At 59.7% G+C, this 25,043-nt stretch carries 27 protein-coding genes and 1 other RNA gene; 8 read left to right on the plus strand and 20 right to left on the minus strand.

The annotated features are described in order from the left end of the window. Positions 1–3: 3 nt before the first annotated feature. The 11 genes from tolQ to ruvC all read right to left on the minus strand — a co-directional run bounded on the left by tolQ (position 4) and on the right by ruvC (position 6,302). Complete coding sequence (gene tolQ / locus FGF54_RS18695) at positions 4–723, minus strand: protein TolQ (protein ID WP_003523238.1); 720 nt, start codon at positions 721–723, stop codon at positions 4–6. A 261-nt stretch (positions 724–984) separates the two neighbouring features. After that, the gene (gene ybgC, locus FGF54_RS18700; protein ID WP_142780730.1) at positions 985–1,425 is read right to left on the minus strand and encodes a tol-pal system-associated acyl-CoA thioesterase; all 441 of its coding nucleotides are present in this window, start codon (positions 1,423–1,425) and stop codon (positions 985–987) included. After that, positions 1,422–1,958, minus strand: a complete 537-nt coding sequence (locus FGF54_RS18705) for an NUDIX hydrolase (protein WP_142780731.1) — start codon at positions 1,956–1,958, stop codon at positions 1,422–1,424. Before FGF54_RS18705 ends, ybgC begins: the two co-directional genes overlap by 4 nt. After that, entirely contained in the window at positions 1,955–2,479 is a 525-nt protein-coding gene (locus FGF54_RS18710; protein ID WP_142780732.1) for an NUDIX hydrolase, read from the minus strand. The genes FGF54_RS18705 and FGF54_RS18710 overlap by 4 nt, the downstream gene beginning before the upstream one ends. Further along, on the minus strand, positions 2,476–3,057 hold the full coding sequence (locus FGF54_RS18715) for a DinB family protein (protein ID WP_142780733.1): 582 nt from the start codon (positions 3,055–3,057) through the stop codon (positions 2,476–2,478). Before FGF54_RS18715 ends, FGF54_RS18710 begins: the two co-directional genes overlap by 4 nt. Before the next feature lie 36 nt (positions 3,058–3,093). Further along, positions 3,094–3,312, minus strand: coding sequence for a DUF2945 domain-containing protein (locus FGF54_RS18720; protein WP_142780734.1), 219 nt, complete (start codon positions 3,310–3,312; stop codon positions 3,094–3,096). Between the two features lie 52 nt (positions 3,313–3,364). Further along, complete coding sequence (gene ruvB, locus FGF54_RS18725; RefSeq protein ID WP_142780735.1) at positions 3,365–4,405, minus strand: Holliday junction branch migration DNA helicase RuvB; 1,041 nt, start codon at positions 4,403–4,405, stop codon at positions 3,365–3,367. Then, positions 4,402–4,809 (minus strand): PIN domain-containing protein, encoded by a 408-nt coding sequence (locus FGF54_RS18730; protein ID WP_142780736.1) that lies wholly within the window; start codon positions 4,807–4,809, stop codon positions 4,402–4,404. Before FGF54_RS18730 ends, ruvB begins: the two co-directional genes overlap by 4 nt. Continuing rightward, positions 4,806–5,084, minus strand: coding sequence for an AbrB/MazE/SpoVT family DNA-binding domain-containing protein (locus FGF54_RS18735; protein WP_003523219.1), 279 nt, complete (start codon positions 5,082–5,084; stop codon positions 4,806–4,808). The genes FGF54_RS18730 and FGF54_RS18735 overlap by 4 nt, the downstream gene beginning before the upstream one ends. Positions 5,085–5,139: 55 nt before the next feature. Further along, positions 5,140–5,757 carry a Holliday junction branch migration protein RuvA gene (gene ruvA / locus FGF54_RS18740; protein WP_003523218.1) on the minus strand — a complete coding sequence of 206 codons (618 nt, stop codon included), beginning with the start codon at positions 5,755–5,757 and terminating at the stop codon, positions 5,140–5,142. 32 nt (positions 5,758–5,789) lie between these two features. Continuing rightward, the gene (gene ruvC / locus FGF54_RS18745) at positions 5,790–6,302 is read right to left on the minus strand and encodes a crossover junction endodeoxyribonuclease RuvC (RefSeq protein WP_003523217.1); all 513 of its coding nucleotides are present in this window, start codon (positions 6,300–6,302) and stop codon (positions 5,790–5,792) included. A 246-nt stretch (positions 6,303–6,548) separates the two neighbouring features. Here ruvC and FGF54_RS18750 point away from each other — a divergent pair, with 246 nt between their 5' ends. Continuing rightward, complete coding sequence (locus FGF54_RS18750) at positions 6,549–8,858, plus strand: methyl-accepting chemotaxis protein (protein ID WP_142780737.1); 2,310 nt, start codon at positions 6,549–6,551, stop codon at positions 8,856–8,858. A gap of 130 nt (positions 8,859–8,988) precedes the next feature. Beyond that, a complete protein-coding gene (locus FGF54_RS18755; RefSeq protein WP_080819508.1) occupies positions 8,989–9,990 on the plus strand; it encodes an LLM class flavin-dependent oxidoreductase in 1,002 nt (333 codons plus the stop codon). A gap of 53 nt (positions 9,991–10,043) precedes the next feature. On the opposite strand, the gene FGF54_RS18760 is transcribed toward FGF54_RS18755, so the two are convergent. Next, positions 10,044–10,790, minus strand: coding sequence for a YebC/PmpR family DNA-binding transcriptional regulator (locus FGF54_RS18760; protein WP_003523214.1), 747 nt, complete (start codon positions 10,788–10,790; stop codon positions 10,044–10,046). 194 nt (positions 10,791–10,984) lie between these two features. Between FGF54_RS18760 and FGF54_RS18765 the strand changes: the two genes are divergently transcribed. Beyond that, the gene (locus FGF54_RS18765) at positions 10,985–11,488 is read left to right on the plus strand and encodes a pyridoxamine 5'-phosphate oxidase family protein (protein WP_031234299.1); all 504 of its coding nucleotides are present in this window, start codon (positions 10,985–10,987) and stop codon (positions 11,486–11,488) included. A 38-nt stretch (positions 11,489–11,526) separates the two neighbouring features. On the opposite strand, the gene FGF54_RS18770 is transcribed toward FGF54_RS18765, so the two are convergent. The 7 genes from FGF54_RS18770 to FGF54_RS18805 form a co-directional block, all read right to left on the minus strand. Continuing rightward, complete coding sequence (locus FGF54_RS18770; RefSeq protein WP_121490329.1) at positions 11,527–12,369, minus strand: MBL fold metallo-hydrolase; 843 nt, start codon at positions 12,367–12,369, stop codon at positions 11,527–11,529. A 113-nt stretch (positions 12,370–12,482) separates the two neighbouring features. Further along, positions 12,483–13,307: a TIGR00282 family metallophosphoesterase gene (locus tag FGF54_RS18775; protein ID WP_003523211.1), complete on the minus strand. Its 825-nt coding sequence runs from the start codon at positions 13,305–13,307 to the stop codon at positions 12,483–12,485. 70 nt (positions 13,308–13,377) lie between these two features. After that, positions 13,378–13,995, minus strand: coding sequence for a 5-formyltetrahydrofolate cyclo-ligase (locus tag FGF54_RS18780; protein ID WP_142780738.1), 618 nt, complete (start codon positions 13,993–13,995; stop codon positions 13,378–13,380). Then, a complete protein-coding gene (locus FGF54_RS18785; RefSeq protein WP_020812224.1) occupies positions 13,995–15,257 on the minus strand; it encodes a hemolysin family protein in 1,263 nt (420 codons plus the stop codon). Before FGF54_RS18785 ends, FGF54_RS18780 begins: the two co-directional genes overlap by 1 nt. A gap of 230 nt (positions 15,258–15,487) precedes the next feature. Next, a non-coding RNA gene (ssrS, locus tag FGF54_RS18795) (6S RNA) lies at positions 15,488–15,646 on the minus strand. A gap of 79 nt (positions 15,647–15,725) precedes the next feature. Beyond that, positions 15,726–16,103 carry a cell division protein ZapA gene (locus tag FGF54_RS18800; protein ID WP_003523207.1) on the minus strand — a complete coding sequence of 126 codons (378 nt, stop codon included), beginning with the start codon at positions 16,101–16,103 and terminating at the stop codon, positions 15,726–15,728. 10 nt (positions 16,104–16,113) lie between these two features. Beyond that, positions 16,114–16,386 carry a DUF4164 domain-containing protein gene (locus tag FGF54_RS18805; RefSeq protein ID WP_035263131.1) on the minus strand — a complete coding sequence of 91 codons (273 nt, stop codon included), beginning with the start codon at positions 16,384–16,386 and terminating at the stop codon, positions 16,114–16,116. 325 nt (positions 16,387–16,711) lie between these two features. Here FGF54_RS18805 and tkt point away from each other — a divergent pair, with 325 nt between their 5' ends. After that, positions 16,712–18,694: a transketolase gene (gene tkt, locus FGF54_RS18810; RefSeq protein ID WP_020812225.1), complete on the plus strand. Its 1,983-nt coding sequence runs from the start codon at positions 16,712–16,714 to the stop codon at positions 18,692–18,694. Positions 18,695–18,756: 62 nt separating this feature from the next. Continuing rightward, on the plus strand, positions 18,757–19,767 hold the full coding sequence (gene gap, locus FGF54_RS18815) for a type I glyceraldehyde-3-phosphate dehydrogenase (RefSeq protein ID WP_003523203.1): 1,011 nt from the start codon (positions 18,757–18,759) through the stop codon (positions 19,765–19,767). Between the two features lie 191 nt (positions 19,768–19,958). On the opposite strand, the gene FGF54_RS18820 is transcribed toward gap, so the two are convergent. Further along, positions 19,959–20,228: a hypothetical protein gene (locus tag FGF54_RS18820; RefSeq protein WP_035222201.1), complete on the minus strand. Its 270-nt coding sequence runs from the start codon at positions 20,226–20,228 to the stop codon at positions 19,959–19,961. Positions 20,229–20,629: 401 nt separating this feature from the next. On the opposite strand from FGF54_RS18820, the gene FGF54_RS18830 reads away from it, so the two are divergent. From FGF54_RS18830 to FGF54_RS18840, 3 genes are all read left to right on the plus strand, one after another. After that, a complete protein-coding gene (locus FGF54_RS18830; RefSeq protein ID WP_142780739.1) occupies positions 20,630–22,495 on the plus strand; it encodes a potassium/proton antiporter in 1,866 nt (621 codons plus the stop codon). 67 nt (positions 22,496–22,562) lie between these two features. Then, positions 22,563–23,765, plus strand: a complete 1,203-nt coding sequence (gene pgk / locus FGF54_RS18835) for a phosphoglycerate kinase (RefSeq protein ID WP_142780740.1) — start codon at positions 22,563–22,565, stop codon at positions 23,763–23,765. A gap of 191 nt (positions 23,766–23,956) precedes the next feature. Further along, on the plus strand, positions 23,957–24,982 hold the full coding sequence (locus tag FGF54_RS18840) for a class I fructose-bisphosphate aldolase (RefSeq protein WP_142780741.1): 1,026 nt from the start codon (positions 23,957–23,959) through the stop codon (positions 24,980–24,982). Positions 24,983–25,043 lie beyond the last annotated feature (61 nt).

Genomic DNA, 25,043 nt, shown 5'->3' on the forward strand with positions numbered 1-25,043 from the left:
CGCTTACTGGGCGGCCTGCCGCGTCTGAAGTTTTTCATCGATCTGGCGCGACAGGATCGCGGAGAACTCGTCGGCGAAACCTTCCATGCGGGCGGAAAGCTTGTGCGCATCGGCCGTGAACTTGTTGTAGGCGATAACCGCGGGAATAGCCGCGACGAGGCCGATGGCCGTCGCCAGAAGCGCTTCGGCGATACCCGGCGCCACGACCGCAAGGTTGGTGGACTTCGAACCGGCAATCGCCTGGAACGAGGTCATGATACCCACAACCGTACCGAAGAGACCGATGAAGGGACCGGCCGAACCGATGGTGGCGAGCGAACCGAGGCGCGCCTCGTATTGTTCGCTTTCACGCGCCATGGTCACGTCCATCGCCCGGTCGATGCGCATCTGCAGACCGATGGGCGAGCGTGCGCCACGCTCGAAGGATTTCTTCCATTCGCGCATGGCGGAAACGAAAATCGCCGCAAGACCGCCATTCTGGCGTTCCGCCAGCGTGCGATAAAGCTCTTCGAGCGACTGGCCAGACCAGAAGACCTGTTCGAACTGGTCGAACTGGCGTCTTGCCTTGCCGAAGCTCACATATTTGTCAAAGACGATCGCCCACGTCCAGACCGAGGCGGCGATAAGTCCGATCATCACGAGCTTCACGATGAGGCCCGCCTGCATAAACAGTGCCCAGAGACTTACATCGTGCGTCGCCGCTGCCAAACCTGCCTGTTCCATAAATATCCAATCCCCGAATCCAAACGCCCGGTACGGGACCGGGCGATTCAAACGCGTGTTAACGCTCGAAGTCCTGCGGCAACAGCCGCCAACCCCTTAGCCATACCCCGATACTTGCCAGTAAGCCTTACTTGCCAATAAATTTGGTGAAAGGAAGGCGTGCGCCGCACAAATGCCAGTTGCTAAAGTAAGACACCATTATGGTTAAAGGAGTGTTACAGCGAGGCCACGCCGGATGGATTTACTGGACCGGGCCGCCAATTACTTCAGGAATTTTTCCGCCACCGTCTCCGGAAGACGCCTTGGCCGGCCATTGGCGTTGATGACGGCGATGATGACCTTGGCGGCGACAAGCAGCGTTTCACCGCGCCGGATTTCCTGATTGAGCACCATTTTCGCGCCGCCGGCCTTCTCGGTGATGGTCGTGATCGTCAACACGTCATCCATCCGCGCCGGCGTCTTGAAATCGATCTCCATGCGGTGAACGACGAAGACAAGACCTTCCTCATCGGCAGTCAGAAGCGCGCTTTGTTCGCAGCCGAGGCAACGCAGGTAATCGGTGCGCCCGCGCTCAAGAAAATGCAGATAACGCGCGTGATAAACGAGGCCGGAAAAATCCGTATCCTCATAATAGACACGCTGCGTCAGGCGGTGGCCATGTTCGATAAGCTCGCCCGAAAGCGAAACCACAAGCTCGCTCATACTATCTCCTTGGGAATTTCAACTGCATCGGAACGTCCTTCGCGGACGATAAGATGCTCATGCCGTTGCGGCAGCGCCTCGATACGCTCCGCGATGAAACGGGGCCTCAGATCGCTCTTCAGAAGCGCAGAAGGCTGCGCGGGCAGCCAGCGGAACTCCACCTCGACGCCATCCAACACCCGATGCACGATATCGCTTTCATGGAACGGCAGGGGCTGGCGAAGCGAAACGAGATAATAAAATCCGAGTTCATGCGCCGCAAAATCGTCATAGGCGAAAAAACTTTCGGCCGACCAGAGAAGACGTTCGACCGAGCAATCCCGGTCAAGCTCCTCGCCGATCTCGCGGATGATGGTTTCCTGCGAACTTTCGCCGATTTCGGCCCGCCCGCCGGGCAAGGCCCAATAACTGTCCTTCGCACCGCGCTGGACGAGAACATGGCCGTTCTGAAAGATCAGCGCCGCCACGCGCATGCTGAAAAGTTGCGGTTTCCGGTCCAGCCGGATCATGTGGCGTTTGGGGGCAGAGGTCATTTATCGTCCAGATCGCCGTCATGCCAGACGAGGTGTCTTGTGGCCTTCGGCAGATGCTCTATTGCGTCGGCAATGAAATAGGGCGGAATATCAAGCTCCGTCAATGCCTGACGGGTTGCGGCGACCCAGCGGAACTCCAGCTCGTTGTCGCCATCCTGAACGCGGTGAATGATATCGGTCGGATGAAAGGCCAGCGTCTCCGGCAGGTCCATCAGGTAATAGAATCCGAGTTCGTGCCAGTCCTTGCCTTCATAATGGAAAAAATTTTCGACCGCCCAGAGAAGCCGCCCGATCTTGGCCTCGACGCCAAGCTCTTCCACCATTTCGCGCGCCAGCGTTTCTTCGGAGCGTTCGCCCATTTCGGCGCGGCCGCCCGGAAAGGTCCAGAATTTTTCATGCGACGCCCGGTGCACCAGCACGTGTCCATCACGAAACGCCAGTCCCGCCACCCGCATCTGGAAAATGCGCTTCGGCTTGAACTTCATGCGGATGCGGGTGTCCTGCTTGGTATCGTGTGTCATGGCGCTGACCTGCGGGCTGGAAACATCAAATCGGTTTCCGTCCACCCTAGCGCATCCATCTCATCTTTTCTCGCTTTTGCGTCATCTCCCACAATGAATTCATCCAGTTGCGGCGGCTTGAGCGCGGTGCCGGACAACATCGCATGCGCCTGCCCGCGATGATGCGTCTGGTGCTGGAAGAGATGCGACAGGATATCGTCGCAGCGGTCCTGCTGGATGCGCGTGCCGCGGTGAATATTGACGTTAGCCGCAAGGCCGTCTTCATCGAGACTGTCGACAAATGCGATAAGCACCTCGTCCAACTCCATCTGGGCGACACGCAGATCCGCCATGGTGGCGAAAGGCTCTTCTTCGGCAAAGGCGGCAAGGCCGAGTGTGCCGCCCTGCAGGGCATCAATATAAAAAAGGTCAACGGTGTATATGTGGTTCAGCGTCGCGCGCAGCGTCGGAAAGAAACTCACACGGGAAGCCACAAACGCCTCCTGCGAAAGCTGAAGACAGGCCTGATGCAGCCGAAAATTGGCCAGCCGGTTGTTGCGCGCGAGTTTGCGGAAGACCCGCAGCGGATCGTAAGACATGAAGGCTCCTCCATTGCCGCCGAAGGACGGCGTCGTTCAATCGACGCGCTCAAGCTCCGATCTGCTTTTCAGAACCCTGGCGCCGTCGTCCTGTTCGATCAGATAGGCAGGCTCCTGCCTGCTCGCTTTCCGCTTTATTCTGGAGCCGGCGACGGTGCGTTCGACATCATCCGTGAAAGTCTCGACGATTTTACCTTCACCGGTGCCGCTGCCCCAGTTCCACCGGACCTTCGTGCCCTTGCGATACACCGACATGATCATCTCCGTGCCAAAGACGATCAAATGCCGGTACACCGGGCTTGTTCCCTCAATCCTCCTCCAGCGTCAGCCGGAACTGCGCCGCCTCGATATTCTTCGGCGGCTGCATGCCCAGATGTTTCCAGGCCGTGCCGGTCAGAATACGGCCGCGCGGCGTGCGCTGGATGAAGCCCTGCTGGATCATATAGGGCTCGATGATATCCTCGATGGCGTCGCGCGGCTCCGAAAGGCCAGCGGCGATGGTTTCGATGCCAACCGGGCCTCCGCCGAAATTGACGGCGATCATGGTGAGATAACGCATGTCGAGCTGGTCGAGACCCATTTTGTCGACCAGAAGCCGGGTCAAAGCCTCATCGGCGATCTCGCGGGTAACGGCTTCCGCCCGCGCCACCTCGGCGAAATCGCGCACACGGCGCAATAGCCGCCCGGCGATACGCGGCGTGCCGCGGGCACGCCTTGCCACCTCGCGCGCGCCCTCGTCGGTCATGTTCAGCCCCATCAGCCGCGCGCCGCGCCGGACGATCAGTTCCAGCTCATCCACAGTGTAGAAAGCCAACCGGACGGGAATGCCGAAACGGTCGCGCAGCGGCGTCGTCAAAAGCCCAAGACGGGTCGTCGCGGCGACAAGGGTGAATTTGGAAAGATCGATCTTCACCGAGCGCGCCGCCGGTCCTTCGCCGATAATGAGGTCGAGCTGAAAATCCTCCATTGCCGGATAGAGAATTTCTTCCACCGCCGGGTTGAGACGGTGGATTTCGTCGATGAAAAGAACGTCGCGCTCCTCGAGATTGGTCAGAAGTGCAGCAAGATCGCCCGCCTTGGCGATGACAGGGCCGGAGGTGGATTTGAAGTTGACGCCAAGTTCCTTGGCCATGATCTGCGCCAGCGTGGTCTTGCCGAGGCCGGGCGGGCCGACGAACAACACGTGATCCAGTGCTTCGCCACGGTTCTTGGCCGCCTCGATAAATACCTTGAGATTGGCGCGGGCCTCCGCCTGGCCGGTAAAATCGTCCAGCGACTGCGGGCGCAGGGTGGTGTCGATATCCTCACCGCGCTTTTCGGGGGTGATCAGCCTTGCCGGATCACTCATGTCAGAAGTTCCATTCCCGGCAGCTTGCGAGCAGCCTTTTTGTCAAACGTATATGTCGCCACGCAGCCATTGACCCTGTTGCTTTCCGATACAATTGCGTCGGAAAAATCCGCATTTGTATTCCGGCATATGTCGATGGCATTGCCAATCGCCTCATAATCCGGAATTTCCAGTTCCCGCCGCTCAAGCATAAGCTGGAAAAACTCCAGAACGGTGCTTTTAGGATAACCGTAGAACTGGCCTAGTACCCACGCCGTCTCCAAAATCACAGCAAGACTTACAAGCAGGGTTTCTCCGTCCTCAAGCCGTGTAAGAAGACGCTTCACCGTTTCTTTTTGTTCGACATCGTCATCTACCACGATACGGAGCAGAATATTCGTGTCTATTCCGAAACGGCTGGTCATTCGTCTTCCGTCTTACCCGTAGAACGCTTGTATCGCGCAACGGCTCCCTCACCAATCGCGTCATTCATCTGCTCGACGGTAAGCTTTTTGCCATTCGGAGGTTTACCGAGAATTCCGGCCAGATCGGCAAGAGATTTATTACGAGGGACAACGATCATCTCCCCGTTACGAACCCAGGCGTAACATTTGTCGCCGGGCTTGATTTTCAATTGTTCGCGCACGTTCTTGGGAACTGTCATCTGCCCTTTGGAGGTGATTGTCACCTGAAAGCCCATGCCGCTGCCCTTTTCTTACTTTTCACCCATTGTAAGGAATTTAGCATTAAGCGCATCAACGCGAAAGCTCTTTCAGCCCGAGCCGGATCAGCTTGGCGCTGTCGCCGCCCTCCCCGCCGTTCTTCAGCGCGGCGGCAACCGCATTGGCGGCCTGGTCGCGCGAATAGCCGAGATTGGTGAGCGCGGAAACGGCATCCGCCACCGGTGCGGATGCGACGCCTTCGCCAAGCTCCTGCTTGAGGCCGATCGAGGCGGAAGCCTCTCCGGCGAAGGCCGGCGCCTTGTTGCGCAGCTCGGTCACAAGGCGCACCGCCACCTTCGGCCCGACGCCCGGCGCGCGTGAGATCATCGTTTTGTCCTGTAGCGCAATGGCATTGGCCAGTTCGGAGGGCGACAGCGTGGAAAGAACGGCCAAGGCCACTTTTGAGCCCACGCCCTGCACACTCTGCAGCAGGTTGAACCATTCCCGCTCCAGCGCCGATAGAAAACCGAAGAGCTTCAGTTGGTCCTCACGCACATAGGTTTCGATGAACAGCACCACCGCTTCCCCGACGGAGCCGATTTTCGACAGCGTGCGCGCCGAACAATAGGCGACGTAACAGACGCCGTGCACATCCACCAGCACATAGTCCGCGCCGATTTCCTCGATGCTGCCTTTCAGTTTTCCGATCATGATGCCGCCCGCTGCAATGAGACTTTAAATATTCAACCGGCCGCCAGCAGTCGCCGCATCCTGTCACCGCCGCGATTATGGGCGTGGCAGATTGCGATGGCGAGCGCGTCCGCCGCATCGTTACCCTTGAATTCGGCCTTCGGCATCAGGATTTTCAGCATCATGTGAATTTGCTGCTTTTCGCCGTGCCCGACACCGATGACGGCCTTCTTCACCGCGTTCGGCGCATATTCGAAGACCGGCAACCCTGCGCGCGCCGGAACCAGCATGGCGATGCCGCGCGCCTGGCCGAGTTTCAGGGTCGCAACCGCATCCTTGTTCACGAAAGTCTGTTCCACCGCCGCCTCGTCGGGCTGGTGGCTGTGCACAATATCCGCCAGCCCGTCATGCAGCTGGCAGAGCCGGGAGGCCAGATCCATATCGCCGTCCGACGTCACCGTGCCGGAGGCGACAAACCGCAGGCTGTTGCCGAGGGTGTCGATCACCCCCCAGCCGGTGCGCCTTAATCCGGGGTCAATGCCGATGATTCGAATCGTCTTTTGCATGAGGCACCTTATCTTTCCGGCTGCGACCCTGCCAGCGATAAGTGAACAAAACGACAACATTCATCAAATTTGCAGTGCAGCATTTACCTCTGCTTAAACCGCGTACCGCATTGTTCCCCCACAAAATCAAAAAAGGGGAGCTGCGGACATGATGATCCGCGGCATAATATTTGAGCCATATCAGCCATCCGGTGGCGCCACATGCATGGCGCGGGAACTGATCCGGCATTGGGGGCTGTATCGGCCATGCTGAACCGTTTTCATTCCATATCCACCAAAGTGCTGGCGATTTTCCTGGCGCTTATGGCGATCTCGACCGGGGCTCTGACACTTCTCGGCTATCAAAGCAGCAGCGGCGTTCTCGAAGAACAGGCGTCGAAATCCATGGAGAGCATTCTCGTCTTTCGCGGCGACATGCTTCAGGAGCGTCTTGAGCAGCTGAAAACGCAGGCGGATTCCATTGCCAAGATCGAATCCCTGCAAATGGCTGTCGTTTCCATGCGCAGCGGCTGGGCGACCGTGCAGAAGAACTCCGGCGATGCGAAGGCGGAACTGCAGCGCGTCTTCGTCAAGGAAAACCCCTTCGGCGAAAAGGAAAAGCTGATCAAGCCGGAAAGCCCAAGCGGCTTTTATTATTCGACCCATGAAAAAACCCAGACGGATATTGGCGGTTATCTGCAGGGAACGCCGTTCAGCGACGTTCTCTTCATCGATCCTGCAGGCACGGTCTATTACTCTTACCTGAAGGGAACGGCTTTCGGGGAAACCGTCACCGGCAGCGCGTGGGCGGAAAGCGGCCTCGGCGCGGCCTTCACGCGCGGCGCCGCGAATGCCGAAAAGGCCGTGAACGACGTGGCGCAGACCAGCTTCTCCGGCCTGCGCATCGACGCCGCCACGAAAGAGGCTGGTATTTATTTCGGCGTTCCGGTCGTCAAATTCGGCGCGTTCAAGGGCATCGTCCTCTTCCGGGTCAAGGAAGAGGTCTTCAGCCAGATCCTCACAAAGGGTGTGACGGCCGGCAGTTCCGAACAGTCCGCAATCGTTTCCGCCGATGGCAAGGTTATCGGCGTGGAGGGTAACAGGCTGGTCGGCCTCGATCCGGCAATCTATGGTTTCCATGGGCAGGCGCTGAATACGACGGGCATGACGATTGCCAAGATCGACCGTGCCGATGGCGAGGCCAATGCCTATGCCCGCCCCTTCTCCTTTGCCGGGGAAAAATATCTCGCGGTGGAAAGCATGCTGCGCAGCGAATTGAATGCGGGCTCGGTTTCGATTGCCGGCACGCTTGCCGTGATCGGCCTTTGCGTTCTGGCGGCCATGTGCGCGGCGACGGCCTTCTTCGCGCGGCGCCTGTTCGCACCGCTGGAAAAGCTTGCAGGATTGACCGGCGAAGTGGCCGCAGGCCGTCTCGATGCGGAGATCGGCAATCAGGACCGGAAGGACGAGATCGGCCGCATGGCGCAGGCGCTCGGCAGTTTCCGCGAAAAGCTCATCCTGCAGCGGGAGATGGAAGAAACCGCATCACGCACGCGTGAGGAAGCCGAAACGGCCCGCCGCGCGCATCTTGCGGAACGGGAGGCCGAGGCCGGCACCCTGCAGATGGTCGTGCATTCCCTGGATGAAGGTCTCGACCGGCTGGCGAACGGCAACCTCGCCTATCGTATCGAAACCGTCTTCCCCGACGATCTCGAAAGCCTGCGCCACAACTTCAACACGGCGCTTTCCCGGCTCAGCGAAACCATGCAGGCCATCGGCGGCAACTCCGCCGCGGTTCGTGGCGGTTCCGAGGAAATGCGGGTGGGCGCCGATCAGCTCGCCGAACGCACCGAGCGACAGGCAGCCTCCATCACCGAAACGGCAAGCGCCATCAAGGCGATCACCGAAGCCGTCCGCGACCAGATCGAACGCGCCGAACAGGCAACGCGGATCGCCCGCGACGCCAGCGCGGAGGCCACGGCATCCAGCCGCGTGATGGAGCAGACCATCGCCGCCATGGAGGCGATCCAGACCTCGTCACGCCAGATCAACCAGATCATCGGCGTCATCGATGAAATCGCCTTCCAGACCAATCTTCTCGCCCTCAATGCCGGCGTGGAGGCAGCACGTGCAGGCGAAGCAGGCAAAGGCTTTGCGGTCGTGGCGCAGGAGGTGCGCGAACTGGCGCAGCGTTCGGCAGCGGCTGCAAAGGAGATCACCAGCCTGCTGAAGCGCTCCACCGACGAGGTTTCCGCCGGCGTGGCGCTGGTGGAAAAAGCAGGCACGTCGCTTTCCGGCATCGGCAAGCATGTGCAGACCATCAGCGCGCGCATCGAGGAGATCATGGACTCCACCCGCGAGGAAGCGCACACGCTCTCGGAAATCAACAGCACCGTCGCCAGCCTCGACACCATGACCCAGCAGAATGCCGCCATGGTGGAAGAAACGACGGCCGCCATTCACAATCTCGCCTCCGAAGCGGGTGAAATGGACGGCAGGCTTGGACAATTCACGCTGGCTTCCGACCGGGATGCGGCTGGTCATCGCGACACCCGACAAATTCGGCGGGCAGGCTGAAAAAGAACGGGGGCCTCTTCGAAGGCCCCAATTTTTTTGAACCATCCTTCAATTCTGCGCGACTTCACTGGTAAATCGGGACACGCGCCTTACATCCGCAGCAAAGATTTAAATTTCGCAGGAGCGTCGGATGATCCCCTTTTCCATTCTCGACCTTTCGCCCATCGGCGAAGGCGAGAGCGTCAGTGAGGCGCTTGAAAATTCCCGCCGAATGGCGATCAAGGCCGAAGAACACGGCTATAACCGCATCTGGCTGGCGGAGCACCACGGCATGCCGGGCATTGCCAGTGCGGCAACATCGCTCGTCATCGCCCATGTGGGCGCGGCCACGAAACATATCCGCGTCGGCTCCGGCGGCATCATGCTGCCCAACCATTCCCCGCTCGTCATCGCCGAGCAGTTCGGCACGCTTGCGGCACTGCTTCCCGGCCGTGTCGATCTCGGTCTCGGCCGTGCTCCCGGAACCGACATGCGCACGGCACGGGCGCTGCGCCGCAATCTCGATGCCGGTGCGGAAAATTTCCCGCACGATATCGTCGAACTCCAGCGTTACCTCGGCCCGCCGCAGCAGGATCAGGCCATTCTCGCCGTACCGGGCATGAATTCCAACGTGCCGATCTGGCTGCTCGGCTCCAGCACCTATAGCGCACATCTCGCCGCAGCCCTCGGCCTGCCCTATTCCTTCGCCTCTCACTTCGCACCCGATATGCTGATGGAAGCGATCCATATCTATCGCGAGCGCTTCCAACCCTCCGAAGTGCTGGACAAGCCCTATGTGATGGTGGGTGTGATGGGCGTCGGCGCCGATACCGACGAGGAGGCACAGCATCTCTTCACCTCGTCGCAGCAGCAATTCGTCAACCTGCGCCGCAACGTGCGCACGCAGTTTCCGAAGCCAGTGCACAGCATGGACGATTACTGGAACGAGATGGAACGTTTCTCTGTCGAACACACGCTGCGTTTCGCAGCCGTGGGCTCGCCTGAGACGATCCAGCGCCATCTCGACGGCTTCCTGGCGGAAACGCAGGCGGATGAGCTGATCGTTTCCATGCCGATCCATGACATCGAAAAGCGGCTGCGATCCGTGGAGATTTTTGCCGACGTGCGGACCTCCATAAAGAAGGCCGCCTAAACAAAAAGCCCCGGAGCGGACGCTACCGGGGCTTTTTTATGAAATATGAGACGTCAGGCGGAAAGCTTGGCGAGAATTTCTTCGGACACTTCGAAGTTGGAGTAGACGTTCTGCACGTCGTCATCGTCTTCGAGATTGTCGATGAGCTTCATCAGCGACTGTGCCTTTTCTTCATCCACCGGCACCGTGTTCTGCGGCTTCCAGATGGCCTTGACGCTTTCGGCTTCGCCCAGCACGCCTTCCAGCGCTTTGGAAACCTCGTTCATCGCTTCGAAACCGCAGATGATAGTGTGACCATCTTCGGAAGATTCGACGTCGTCGGCACCGGCCTCGATGGCGGCTTCCATGACCTTGTCGGCATCGCCGACTTCAGCCTTGTAGGAGATTTCGCCAACCCGATCGAAGGAGAAGGAGACCGAGCCGGTTTCGCCGAGAGCGCCGCCGGCCTTGGTGAAGATGGAGCGAACGTTGGAGGCGGTGCGGTTGCGGTTGTCCGTCAGAGCCTCGACGATGACAGCAACGCCGCCCGGGCCGTAACCCTCGTAACGGACTTCGTCATAGTTTTCGCCATCCGCGCCGGACGCCTTCTTGATCGCACGCTCGATATTGTCCTTCGGCATGGACTGTGCCTTGGCGTTCTGGATTGCCAGACGCAGGCGCGGGTTCATGTTCGGGTCGGGCATGCCCGTCTTTGCCGCAACGGTGATTTCGCGCGCAAGCTTGGAAAACATTTTGGACCGCACGGAGTCCTGCTTGCCCTTGCGGTGCATGATGTTCTTGAACTGTGAATGACCAGCCATGGAAAACCTGATTGTCGTAATTTGGAGATTGCGGGCCTTATAAGTGCGATAGCCGCGCCATTCAACCCCGCAAGCGCTTTCTCTTGCTGCAACAACGGAAGGAACTGATTTATCCGCTCTTCGTTCTGATCATGAACGCGGCGGAACAGGGCATTTTTCCTCCGTCGCAGCATAAGACCCGAAGGAGAAAACATATGGTCAGCCTGACTGAAGCACGAGAAGCACCGGCCCGCCAGCTCTGGGACGAGATCAATTCCGTCCATGCCGGCATGCTCGGGCTGGAGGGACTGCACAACCACATGCAGCCCATGGCGCCTCATGCTGACCCCAAGACCAACACCATCTGGTTTTTCTCCAAAAAAGACACCGATCTGGTGAAATCGCTGAAATCCGGCTCCCGGGCGCATTTCTGCGTGGTGGGCAAGGACCATGACTACCACGCCTGCCTTTCAGGCATCCTCGAAGCGCGCGACGACAAAACCAAGATCGACGAATATTGGAACTCCGTCACGGCGGCCTGGTACGAACATGGCAAAAGCGACCCGCAACTGACCATGCTGGCGTTGCATGTCGACGATGCCGATATCTGGGCTTCGACGGACAGCACGCTGAAATTCGGCTGGGAAATCGCCAAGGCGAACATGTCGGATGACAAGACGCCTGACGTCGGCGTCCGCCAGCACCTCACCTTTGCCTGATAAACCACTCCCCCCGGCCTTCCCCGCCCGTCGCCATGCTACATGCCTTTTGGCACCAGTATCTGCGGCTGGCGGGGAAGGTTTCTCATCGAAACCCGGATCACCGGATCGGTCGCATAGGCAATACGGAAACTTTCGCCGAACATCGTCAGAAACTGCTCCAGCGGCGGGCCGGTGCGGTGCATCGGCAGGATAAGCGCGGAGCGCAGGCGCTTGACCACGCGGCTCATGCTGTCGGCACCCATGGTCAGCCCGCCATCCACCGGCACCATCAGCACATCCAGACGGCCAATCTCGGCATAATGCGTATCCGTCAACTCGTGATGCAGATGCCCGAGATGGCCGATGCACAGCCCGGCAACCTCGAAGATGAAGATGGAATTGCCGTTCTCCTGAAAGGACTCGTAATCGCCCCAGCGGTTGCGGATGTCGGTTGCGACATTGCGGATATAGACATCGCCCACCAGAACCTTGTGCTCGGCCTTTTCTCCCGGCGTATCGCTCCAGCCATGCAGTACATATTGAATGGCCGGGTCCGGACTGAGGGTAAAATGCGTCGAATGCGCCCGGTTCATCGTCACCACCGTCGGCGTGACGGGCGGACGATAGACGCCGTTATAATCGGTGGCGATAGTCACACCGCCGGGGCTTTCGATGAGATAGGTGGAATGGCCGATGAAGCTGATCTTCACCTCTTCCTTTGCCGCAGCTTGCGCCAGCTGAACACCCGGCGGATTGAAGCTCGCGAACATGACGCCCGGAATGTTGCTGGCGATCGCCTGGCACTGGCTGACGGGAGGACGGCTCGCCGTCTGGGAGAAGGCCGCTCCCGAACAGGCGATCAGCCCCGTTATTGCAAGCATTAGCACGCGCAGCATCATGCCACTCCCCTGAACTTGCGAAGCTGAGAGGATGGGACAGGTTTTGGCGAGCGTCCAGTTACAAGAGTAACGGAAGGCTTACACTCTCGTCATTGTGAACGCTTCGGGGAAGATTAAACCCAGAAGGATGGCAGGGTTTCCGAAAGTCGCGGTCCGATGCGCAGCGGCGCAATCTTTTCCGCAAGTCCGGTTCGGTCGGAAATCTCAACGCCGACACCGCAGATCGTTGCAGGTCCGCTCGCAGCCTCGAAACGGCCCTTCGGCATTTTGGAAATGAAGCGGTTGATCGGCTCTTCCTTCTCCATGCCAAGCGAGCTGTCATAATCGCCGCACATGCCGGCATCCGACATGTAGGCGGTTCCGCCGTTCAATATCTGCGCGTCGGCGGTCGGAACATGGGTGTGGGTGCCGACAACGAAACTTGCGCGCCCGTCGACGAAATGGCCGAAACACTGTTTTTCGCTGGTCGCTTCCGCGTGGAAATCGAAAATAATGGCGTCGGCCTGTTCCTTCAGCGGGCAGGCGGCAAGAATGTTTTCCGCCGACTTGAAGGGATCGTCCAGTTCCGGATGCATGAAGACCCGGCCCATGATGTTGGCAACCAGTATGCGCGCGCCGTTGCGGGCATAAAAAATGCCCGAGCCCTTGCCCGGCGTACCATCCGGATAATTGGCGGGCCGCAGGAACTGGTCGTGGCGCTCACAGAAGGAAACCGCTTCCTTCTGGTCCCAGACATGGTTGCCGGTCGTTACCACATCGGCGCCAGCATTGATGGTCTCGAGATAGATATCCTCGGTGATACCGAAACCACCGGCAGCGTTTTCACCGTTGACGATAACGAAATCCAGCTTCAGGTCGGAAATCAGCCCCGGCAATCGTTCCCAGACAGCCGTGCGTCCGGTCTTGCCAACCATATCTCCGAGAAAAAGAAGTCTCATTCACCGCCCCGTTTTGCGTATGTTCTTTGGATTTCGTCCCTCTAGCGGGTAATCCGTCTTTTAAAAAGTGCTAAAGCGCCGTTTGCCCATTATCAGACATCAACGGCTGGCCGGAAAACCAGCGCAGGCCGCTCTCCGTCAGAATGGCGTGAAGCGACACATCATGCGGCTCCGCCGGTACGGATAGCACTTCCTGACAATCGAAGGCGACGCCGATGAGCACAGGCTGACGGCCCCTGGCGTGCAACCGCGCAATGGCGCGGTCATAATGGCCCGCGCCATAACCGACCCGCTGACCTTTGCCATCGAAGACGGAAAGAGGCACGAGCAGAATATCCGGATCGAGAACCTCCGCATCCTCGCCCGGCCCGGTCGTGCCGAAGCCGGTCTTCACCAGCGGCGTATCCGTTTCAAAGGCGCGGAAGACAATGGTTTCGCGGTCCAGCACAACGGGCAGGACGAGACGCCCGCCCCTTGTCCGCAACGCTTCCATCAGCGGCCGGGTATCGGCCTCGGAGCGGATCGGCATGAAGCCGGAAATTACGGTGCCCGGTGCAAAGGGGATGCTGGAGGCGCCATGGGCCGTTATGGACTGGCTCTTCTGCTGGCGCTCCGCCAGCGTCAGTGCATCGCGCGCGGCGAGCCTTTCGCCGCGCAGCCTTGCTTTTTTGGCAACGTCACCGGGCATCAAGCGGCCCGGCTCACGAGAACCTTGTCGATGCGGTGGCCGTCGAGATCGATGACCTCGAAACGCCAACCATTGCGGGTGACATGCTCGCCCAGTTCCGGCAGGCGGCGGAACTCGTCCAGAACCAGACCGGCAACGGTTTCGAACTCGGCATCCTCGTCGATCTGGAAACCCATGCGATAGGCGAACTCGTCGGCGGGCATCCAGCCGGCGACGAGGAACGAACCGTCCTCGCGCTCGACCATGGCCGGCTCCTCGTCATCATCTTCCTGGAACGCGCCGGTGATGGCTTCCAGCACGTCGCCGGAACTGATGATGCCTTCGAAATGGCCGTATTCGTCGTAAACCAGCACCATATGTACGGTGGAGCGACGCAGCGACTGGATGACATCCACCGCGCTCGTCAGATCCGATACGACCGGCACTTCCCGCAGAAGCTCGCGAATGTTGAGTTCCTTGCCGGAAGCGAGCGCATCGAAAGCGTCCTTGGCGAAAAGCACGCCGAGAATTTCATCCGAGGCGCCGTTGCGCACCGGCAGGCGCGAACGCTGCGTCTGTCGAAGCTGCTCGCGGATTTCTTCGGCGCTGTCTTCGATATCGACCACTTCCACATCGCGTCGCGGCGTCATCAGGCCGCGCGCATTGCGGTCGGCAAGGCGCATGACGCTGGTGATCATCGCCGATTCCTCGGTCTCGATCACGCCGGCACTGTGAGCTTCGGCCAGAACCGTGCGGATTTCATCGTCGGTGACCGAAGCGTTGGATTCACCGCTATGGCCGAGAAGCGCCAGAACGGCCTTGCCCGACCGGTCAAGCAGCCACACCAGCGGCGCGCCGACCTTGGACAGCAGCATCATGGTGGGGGCGACGCGGGCGGCGACCTTTTCGGGATCGCGCAGCGCAATCTGCTTGGGCACCAGTTCCCCGACGATCAGCGACAGATAGGTGATGGCGACGACCACCGAGCCGACGCCGAGCGCATCGGCGGCACGGTCGGGAACGCCCTGCTCCAAAAGCCACGCCGTAAAGCGGGCACCGAGCGTGGCGCCGGAAAAAGCGCCGGAAAGGACGCCGACCAGCGTGATGCCGATCTGCACCGTGGAAAGAAAGCGTCCGGGATTTTCGGAAAGGCTGAGCGCCATTGTGGCGCCCTTGCTGCCTTGTGTGGCAAGCACTTTGAGCCTCGCCGGTCTGGAGGAGACAACGGCAAGCTCGGACATGGCAAGCACACCGTTCAATACGGTGAGCAGGACCACGATCATAATTTCAGTAAACAAGTTTAGCTCTTTGGGCTGTTGAACGGCACGTCGCGGTTTTGACCGCAGCGCCCTTTTTTAAAGGGCATGACAGACATACCAATCCGGATAATAGGGAATTGTTCCGCCATTGCAATGACGGCAATATAAAAAAGCCGCGTCCGGCAGTTATGAAAAATGACTGTCGAATATATCAAGGATACAGGGAAGCCCCGGAGGTTGATCCGAAACTTCAAGCGCGATCCACGGCGACCGATGGAGATTTACGATCCTGGGCGCCTACAAAAGTAGGTGGGCACCGTGTGTCCAGCCCCACGGGACTGGCCAGGGACAGCTCCCTTTGGATCGAGTATGGCCCCAGGGATTGTGGTTCCTGTCGGGAAGCGCAGAACGCATAGAAGATATAGGACGGATCGGAGAAAACCGCCAGAGGGCAGCGCGCGAAATTTTGCCGCCTCAGAACCCTTCAGGCCATCAATGCGCGGCGGGCTTCGGCCGCGCCAGCAGTTTTTCGGTAATCCCGTTCAGGCGGTCGGCCAGATCGCCGATGGCGAGCGCCACCATCTCGTCCGATTTCGCCCGGTGCTCGGCCATGCCGTCGCGGTTGCGGGAAAGGGAGGCGACCTCTCCTTCCAGCTTCTCGATCTTGCGATTGAGTTCGGAAAGCTCGTCCATCACCATGATGCCCGCCATAACGGTCAGGCGAAGATCGCCGATTTCACCGAACTGGCTCTTGAGGTGCCCGACATACCGGTCGAACCTCGTTGCGAGATCGGTCAGATGGTCTTCCTGCCCCGCCTCGCACGCCATGCGATAGGCCTTGCCGTCGATCATAACTGTGACTTGCGCCATGAGCCCGCTCCTATCGATCCAGCACCGCGCGGATCGTCTCCATCGCCGTCACCAGCCGGCGGGAAACCTCGCGGTTGACTTCTTCAAGACGATTGGCGCGAAACTCGGCCTGATCCAGCTCATGCGCGAGCCTTGCGCGGTCGACATGGACCCGCTTGACCTCGTTATCGATCTCGCCCGTCTCCCTTTGCCGCTCGATACGCATATCGATGGCATTTTCGAGATTTGTGATGGCAGCATTCAGCTCCGTCAGCGCAGATTGTACGGTCTTGTCAGCCGACATCGTTTTTTCCAACTCGCACGCCACCGGCCGAATCGTCCGGTTTCAGGCCTTTTCAACAATCACGAGGTTATTACCCGATTTACCATCCCGTCAATCAAACCAGTGCATTGAGACGTTTTGCTCTGTGGATGAACGAAGAGGCGGCAACGCCTATCGCACGGATTTTGTCAGGATGTCCGATTTTCTAAACGATTTTTTCTCCCTCAGCGAACCGCAAACGCCAGTGGATTTATTGACTTGCCGGCCTCACCTGCTATGGATCAACCCGCTTTTTGGATAGTTGCGTAAAACTATCTCCTTTCACCCGGAAACAGACGGAAAAGCCATGATTTCTCGCGACAAACACAACCGGATGGCAAATGCGATCCGATTTCTTGCCATGGATGCAGTGGAGAAGGCCAATTCCGGCCATCCCGGTCTGCCGATGGGCGCCGCTGATGTCGCCACCGTTCTCTTCACCCGTTACCTGAAATTCGATCCCAAGGCGCCGCTCTGGGCGGATCGCGACCGCTTCGTGCTGTCGGCAGGTCATGGCTCGATGCTTCTTTACTCGCTGCTCTATTTGACGGGCTACGAGGACATGACGATCGACGAGATCAAGCGTTTCCGTCAGTTCGGTTCCAAGACCGCCGGCCACCCCGAATATGGCCACGCGACCGGCATCGAAACGACGACCGGCCCGCTCGGCCAGGGCATCGCCAACGCCGTCGGCATGGCGATTGCTGAGCGCAAGCTGGAAGAGGAGTTCGGTTCCGACCTGCAGAGCCACTTCACCTATGTGCTTTGCGGCGACGGCTGCCTCATGGAAGGCATCAGCCACGAAGCCATCGCGCTTGCCGGCCACCTGAAGCTCAACAAGCTCGTTCTGTTCTGGGATGACAACAACATCACCATCGACGGCGAAGTCGGCCTTTCCGATAGCACCGACCAGATCGCCCGCTTCCAGGCCGTTCACTGGAACACCATCCGCGTCGATGGCCACGATCCGGACGCGATTGCCGCCGCCATCGAAGCCGCGCAGAAATCCGACCGCCCGACCTTCATCGCCTGCAAGACCGTCATCGGTTTCGGCGCGCCCAACAAGCAGGGCACCCACAAGGTTCACGGCAACCCGCTCGGCGCCGAAGAAATCGCAGCCACCCGCAAGCACCTGAACTGGGAAGCCGAAGCCTTCGTCGTTCCGGAAGACGTGCTCGATGCATGGCGTCTCGCCGGCCTGCGCTCCACCAAGACCCGCCAGGACTGGGAAGCCCGCCTTGAAGCCGCTGAAGCCGGCAAGAAGGCCGAATTCAAGCGCCGCTTCGCCGGCGACCTGCCCGGCAATTTCGACAGCGCCATCGATGCCTTCAAGAAGAAGATCATCGAGAACAACCCGACGGTCGCGACACGCAAAGCTTCGGAAGATTCGCTCGAAGTCATCAACGGCGTCCTGCCGGAAATGATCGGCGGTTCGGCTGACCTGACGCCATCCAACAACACCAAGACCAGCCAGATGAAGTCCATCACGCCGACGGACTTCTCCGGCCGTTACCTGCATTACGGCATCCGCGAGCACGGCATGGCGGCGGCGATGAACGGCATCGCGCTGCATGGCGGTCTCATCCCCTATGCCGGCGGCTTCCTGATCTTCTCGGATTATTGCCGTCCGTCGATCCGCCTTGCAGCGCTCATGGGCATCCGTGTCGTCCACGTTCTGACGCATGATTCCATTGGCGTCGGCGAAGACGGCCCGACCCACCAGCCGGTGGAGCAGATCGCAGCCCTGCGCGCCATTCCGAACCTGCTCGTCTTCCGCCCGGCGGATGAAACCGAAACGGCGGAATGCTGGCAGCTCGCGCTGGAGCAGAAGCATCGTCCTTCCGCGCTGGCGCTCACCCGCCAGAACCTTGCGCCCTCGCGCAAGGAATATGAAGAGAAGAACCTGTCTGCTTACGGCGCTTACGAACTCGTCTCCGCCAGCGACGCCAAGGTTTCGATCTTCGCCTCCGGTTCGGAAGTCGAAGTGGCGCTGAAGGCCGCCGCAACGTTGAAGGACAACGGCGTTTCCGTCCGTGTCGTTTCCGTTCCCTGCTTCGAGCTTTTCAAGGAACAGCCGGAAACCTATCGCAACGCCATCATCGGCAAGGCTCCGGTCAAGATCGCGGTCGAAGCCGCCATCCGCCAGGGCTGGGATTATTTCATCGGTAACGACGGTGCTTTCGTCGGCATGCACTCCTTTGGAGCGTCCGCGCCGGCGAAGGATCTCTTCAAGCACTTCGGCATCACGGCGGAAGCCGTCGTCGCCGCAGTCGAGGCAAAACTTGCGTGAGGGCTTCCCAGGCCCTCACCATTCAGCAAAGACCACGCCCAATCTTGTTCGGGAGACTGTAAATGACTGTAAAAGTTGCCATTAACGGCTTCGGCCGCATCGGCCGCAACGTCCTGCGTGCCATCGTCGAATCCGGCCGCACCGATATCGAAGTCGTTGCCATCAACGACCTCGGCCCGGTGGAGACCAACGCCCACCTGCTGCGTTACGATTCGATCCACGGCAAGTTCCCGGCCGATGTGAAGGTCGAAGGCGACACGATCATCGTTGGCGGCGGCAAGCCGATCAAGGTTACCGCCGTTCGCGATCCGGCAACGCTGCCGCACAAGGAACTCGGCGTCGACATCGCGCTGGAATGCACGGGCATCTTCACCGCCCGCGACAAGGCTGCCGCTCACCTGACGGCCGGCGCAAAGCGCGTCATCGTGTCTGCTCCGGCTGACGGCGCAGACCTCACGGTCGTCTTCGGCGTCAACAACGACCAGCTGACAAAGGACCATCTGGTCATTTCCAACGCGTCCTGCACCACCAACTGCCTCGTGCCGGTCGTGAAGGTTCTCGATGACGTCGTCGGCATCGATCATGGCTTCATGACCACGATCCACTCCTACACGGGCGACCAGCCGACGCTGGACACCATGCACAAGGATCTGTACCGCGCCCGCGCCGCAGCCCTTTCCATGATCCCGACCTCGACGGGTGCTGCCAAGGCCGTTGGCCTCGTTCTGCCGCACCTCAAGGGCAAGCTGGACGGCACCTCGATCCGCGTTCCGACCCCGAACGTTTCGGTCGTCGACTTCAAGTTCATCGCCAAGCGCGACACGACGGTCGAGGAAATCAACGAGGCGATCAAGTCTGCCGCCAATGGCAAGCTGAAGGGCATTCTCGGCTACACCGAGGAGCCGCTGGTTTCCCGCGACTTCAACCACGACAGCCATTCCTCGATCTTCGCGATCGACCAGACCAAGGTCATGGAAGGCAAGTTCGTGCGCGTTCTGTCCTGGTACGACAACGAATGGGGCTTCTCCAACCGCATGTCGGATACGGCCGTCGCCTTCGCGAAGACCATCTAAGCAGGCATCGCTTCCATAAAAAACCGGCAGGAGCAATCCTGCCGGTTTTTGTTTGCCTGAAAAATGCCGGCGGGAGTGAGGGATCCCGCCGGCGTCGATCCCGAAGCAAGGCGGGGCGCTTCGGATCGAAACAATCACCGGCGGAGAGACGATGCGGCCGTCCCTCAACCAGTACGGGGCACGCGCATCCGTCATTTTCTGTTGTTGATAATGACCGGGCCGGAATTCCCGGCGCTGCTCCAGATCGTATCGAAAGTCTGTTGCCGCAAATCACTTTGCTGCATGGAAAGCTTCATCATACAGTCGGCAAAATCCCGAGAACCTTCAGGGTAGCCAAAGACGCGACAACGCTCGCGTTGAGCAGCCATGTTTTCGGCCGTCTGTTCCGTGCTTGAGCAACCCGAAACTATCGAGCCCGCCACCAACACCATAATAAATCCAGTAATATTTATCCGCTTCATCCGATCGCTCCGGTAATGTTGAAAAGCAATTCGGACGAGAGAAATAACGCCGCTGCATTGTCTCTATGTTACGTCGAAACCCGGGCGCCTGAATTGTTTGGGCGGAGCATATTTCGCGCTGCGCGCCTTGGATTTTTTCGCCCATACGCCGAAAAAATTCCCATTTCCTGCCTTTGTCTGGTCCACTTTGGGACGGACAAGAAACACAGGGATAACGGTCGTGCGCAATGCACTTCGGCCCTGCCGTATCATTCGATACACCCCGCCTTGCGTCACCTTTCAACGCCACCCGAAACAGCGCTGACAGACCGCAACCCGTGGCGCATTGACTGCAGACGTGCAGAGCATTCATTGCGCCACGGGTTGCGGTCTATCAACGCGGTTTGAATGAGGCGGTGGACGTGGAATCATTTTATCTTCTGTTGCTGGTCGCAACCGTTCTCGTTCTCGTCGCCGCCTTTTCCAGCCTCATCGCCTTCCGTTTCGGCGCGCCGCTCCTCCTGCTTTTCCTGATGATCGGCCTTGGGGCTGGTGTGGATGGTCTCGGCATTGAATTCACCAACAATCCACTGGCCTATATGCTTGGCTCGCTGGTGCTTGCCGTCATCCTCTTCGATTCCGGGTTCGGCACATCCATCCAATCCTTCCGGCTTTCGGCGGCCCCTGCCGTCGCTCTCGCTACAGTCGGCGTCATCCTCACATCCGTCTTTTTTGCGGGCGCGGCGGCCCTGCTGCTCGGGCTTTCCTGGCTTGAGGGCCTGCTGCTCGGCGCCATCGTCGCTTCCACCGATGCGGCGGCCGTGTTCTTCCTGCTGCGCATCGGCGGCATCCATATCCGCGATCAGGTGCGTTCGACGCTGGAAGTCGAATCCGGCACCAACGATCCGATGGCGATCTTCCTTACCATTGCCCTGGTCGAAATCATCGCCAAGGGTCAGGGGCTGGCCGGCATCGACAGCGGCTTTCTACTGCTTTTCATTGAGCAGATGGGCCTTGGCGTGATTTTCGGCCTGCTCGGCGGCGTCATGATCGCCACCGTCGTCAATCGGTTCGCCGCCGACCGCGGGCTGGCGCCGATCTTCGTGCTTGCGCTGGCGCTGCTCGTCTTCTCCTTCACCGGCACAATTGGCGGCAGCGGTTTTCTGGCGGTCTATGTGGCTGGCATCGTCGCCGGCAACCGCCGGATCTTCGCCAAGGAAACCATCCGCCGTTTCCATGAGGGTCTGACCTGGCTTGCCCAGATCATCATGTTCCTGATGCTCGGCCTTCTCGCCACCCCGTCGCAGTTTCCGGCAATCGCCATTCCGGCCGTGCTGCTGGCGCTTTTCCTGATCTTCGTCGCCCGCCCGCTTGCGGTCTGGTTGAGCCTGATGCCCTTCAACTATACCCAGCAGGAAACCTCCTTCGTCGCCTGGGTGGGCCTGCGCGGCGCGGTTTCCATCCTGCTCGCCATCATGCCCATTCTCGGCGGCCTTGACGATGCGCAGGTCTATTTCAACGCCGCCTTCATCATCGTGCTGGTGTCGCTCCTCGTGCAGGGCTGGACCATCAAGCCGGTGGCGACAAGGCTCGGGCTGATCGTGCCACCGCGCATGGGCGAGGTGGACAAGCTGGAAGTCGACCTGCCCGGCACCGCCAATCACGAACTGATCTCCTACCGGGTCGCCAAGGGTAGCGCCATCATGCAGGGCGAGCGTATTCCGCGCTGGGCCATGCCTTCGCTGGTGGTGCGCGACGGCAAATCGATCCGCTATCAATATGCCGGGCGGCTGCGGGAGAACGATCTCGTCTATCTCTTCATCGCGCCCGGCTATTCCCGCCTGATCGACCGGCTGTTCGCCAGCGCCCTGCCGGTTGCCGATGACGACGCCGATTTCTTCGGCACCTTCGCGATCTCACCCGCCCGCCCGGCGAAGGAGCTGGACGCAGCCTATGGCCCCGGCCTGCTTTCGCCCGCCGAACAGGCGATGAGCGTCGCAGAACTCATCGAGGCCCGTCTTGCCGGAAAGGCCGATTATGCCGACCGCGTGCGCCTCGGCTCCATCGTGCTGATCGTTCGCACACTGGACGAACACGAGGCGATAACCGGTGTGGGCATCTCCCTCGAACCGGTGGAACCGGCTACCAGCCTGCCGATCTTCATCAGCTTTTCGGAAATCCTCAATCGTGTGCGCAACCATCTGGCAGAGAAGCGCCAGCCACACGCCGCCAGCGTTGAAGAAAGCGCCCACACCCCTGCGAATACAGTGAGAGAAAATGAGGCCTGACCGGCTTGCGTCGTCAATCAGGCATAGTATGGTCCGTGCCGAACTCGCAACAAATCAGGATCGACCTATGCCCGCTTTCAAGACCCTCAACGACCTCAACGACATTGCCGGAAAGCGCGTTCTCGTCCGCGTTGATCTCAACGTGCCGGTCGCAGATGGCAAGGTGACGGACGCAACCCGTATCGAACGCGTTGCGCCGACCATTCTGGAACTGTCCTCCAAGGGCGCAAAAGTCATTCTGCTTGCCCATTTCGGCCGTCCGAAGGGCGAACCGGTGGCCGATATGTCGCTTTCCCAGATCGTGCCTGCCGTCGAGGAAGTATTGGATCACGCCGTTTCCTTCGCAGCCGATTGCATCGGCGCACCGGCGGCGGACGCCGTCGCTAAACTGAACGATGGCGATATCCTGCTTCTGGAAAATACCCGTTTCCACAAGGGCGAGGAAAAGAACGATCCGGCCTTCGTCGAAGCTCTGGCAGCCAATGGCGATATCTATGTGAACGACGCCTTCTCCGCCGCCCACCGCGCGCACGCTTCCACCGAAGGCCTTGCACGCCACCTGCCCGCCTATGCCGGCCGCACCATGCAGGCCGAGCTTGAGGCCCTGGAAAAGGGCCTCGGCCAGCCAGTTCGTCCGGTTGTCGCCATCGTTGGCGGCGCCAAGGTTTCGAGCAAGATCGATCTGCTGATGAACCTCGTCAAGAAGGTCGACGCCCTCGTCATCGGCGGCGGCATGGCCAACACCTTCCTCGCCGCCCGCGGCGCGCAGGTCGGCAAATCGCTGTGCGAGCATGATCTCGCCGAGACCGCAAAGCAGATCATGATCGAGGCGGCGACATCCGGCTGCGCCATCGTGCTGCCGGAGGACGGCGTCGTCGCCCGCGAATTCAAGGCCGGTGCGGCCAATGAAATCGTCGACATCAACGCCATTCCCACTGATGCCATGGTTCTCGATGTCGGCCCAAAATCGGTTGAAAGCATCAAGGCCTGGATTTCCCGCGCCGAAACGCTGGTCTGGAACGGTCCGCTCGGCGCCTTCGAAATCGAACCCTTCGACGCGGCGACCGTGGCTGCCGCAAAACACGCGGCGGAATGCACCAAGGCCGGCAAGCTCGTCTCCGTCGCCGGCGGCGGCGATACCGTGGCCGCGCTCAACCATGCCGGCGTTTCCGAGGATTTCTCCTATGTTTCGACGGCCGGCGGCGCCTTCCTCGAATGGATGGAAGGCAAGGAATTGCCGGGCGTTGCCATCCTGACCGCCGCCAAGTAAACTCACCCTACTTGCCTGACACGAGGCCGGACAAGCCACGCTTGTCCGGCCTTGCTTTTTGGTAAGCGGCACCGGGAGGAAAAGTTTCAAACGATTGAAATCATTTCAATCGTTTCAATGAGTTAGCGTGCCATTTCCCTGCCCTGGAACTTCTGTTATCGGAAATTTATTGTGCCTTGGGAGAATAGCAAATGACCGAACGTCTCGAAGACATCGCAATCAAAATGGTCGCCGACGGCAAGGGCCTGCTCGCCGCCGACGAATCCACGGGAACGATCAAAAAGCGTTTCGACAGCATCAATCTGGAGTCCACCGAGACCGCCCGCCGCGATTATCGCGAGATGCTGTTCCGTTCCGACGACGCCATGAAGAAATACATCTCCGGCGTTATCCTTTACGAAGAGACCCTGTTCCAGAAGGCCGCCGACGGCACGCCTTTCGTGGATATCATCAAGGCGGCCGGCAGCCTGCCGGGCATCAAGGTGGATATCGGCGCCAAGCCGATGGCTTTCCATCCGCATGAATTCATCACTGAAGGCCTCGACGGTCTTTACGAGCGCCTGCGCAAGTATCATGAGGCCGGCGCGCGTTTCGCCAAGTGGCGCGGCGTCATCACCATCGGCGAGCAGCGTCCGAGCTGGGGTTCGATCAAGGCAAACTCCCAGTCGCTCGCCCGTTACGCCGCCCTCTGCCAGCAGGCGGATATCGTGCCGATCGTGGAGCCGGAAGTGCTGATGGACGGCGAGCCGGGCACGCATGACATCGACCGCTGTGCGGAAGTCACGCAATGGGTTCTCCAGACCGTCTTCGCAGACCTGTTCGACGCCCGCGTGAACCTTGAAGGCATGATCCTCAAGCCGAACATGATCATCGACGGCAAGAAGGCCCGCAAGGCTTCCGTCGAGGAAGTGGCGGAAAAGACCGTGAAGGTTCTGAAGGCGACCGTGCCTTCCTCCGTTCCGGGCATCGCCTTCCTCTCCGGCGGCCAGTCCTCCGAAGAGGCGACCGCCCATCTCTCCGCCATGAATGCCGGCTACGACCTGCCCTGGTCTCTGACCTATTCCTACGGCCGCGCGCTTCAGGATACGGCCCTCAAGACATGGGGCGGCAAGCAGGAAAACGTCGCCGCCGGCCAGCGCGCCTTCACGCACCGCGCCGCGATGAACAGCCTCGCCGCCAAGGGTAACTGGAAGCAGGAACTCGAAAAGGCAGCCTGAGGCTGACAGAGAACATCAGATAAACAGCAGCCGCCCCAACGGGCGGCTGCTTCGTTTGATA

Origin of the sequence: Agrobacterium sp. T29 (assembly GCF_006970545.1) — a bacterium.
GTDB classification, from domain to species: Bacteria; Pseudomonadota; Alphaproteobacteria; order Rhizobiales; family Rhizobiaceae; genus Agrobacterium; species Agrobacterium leguminum.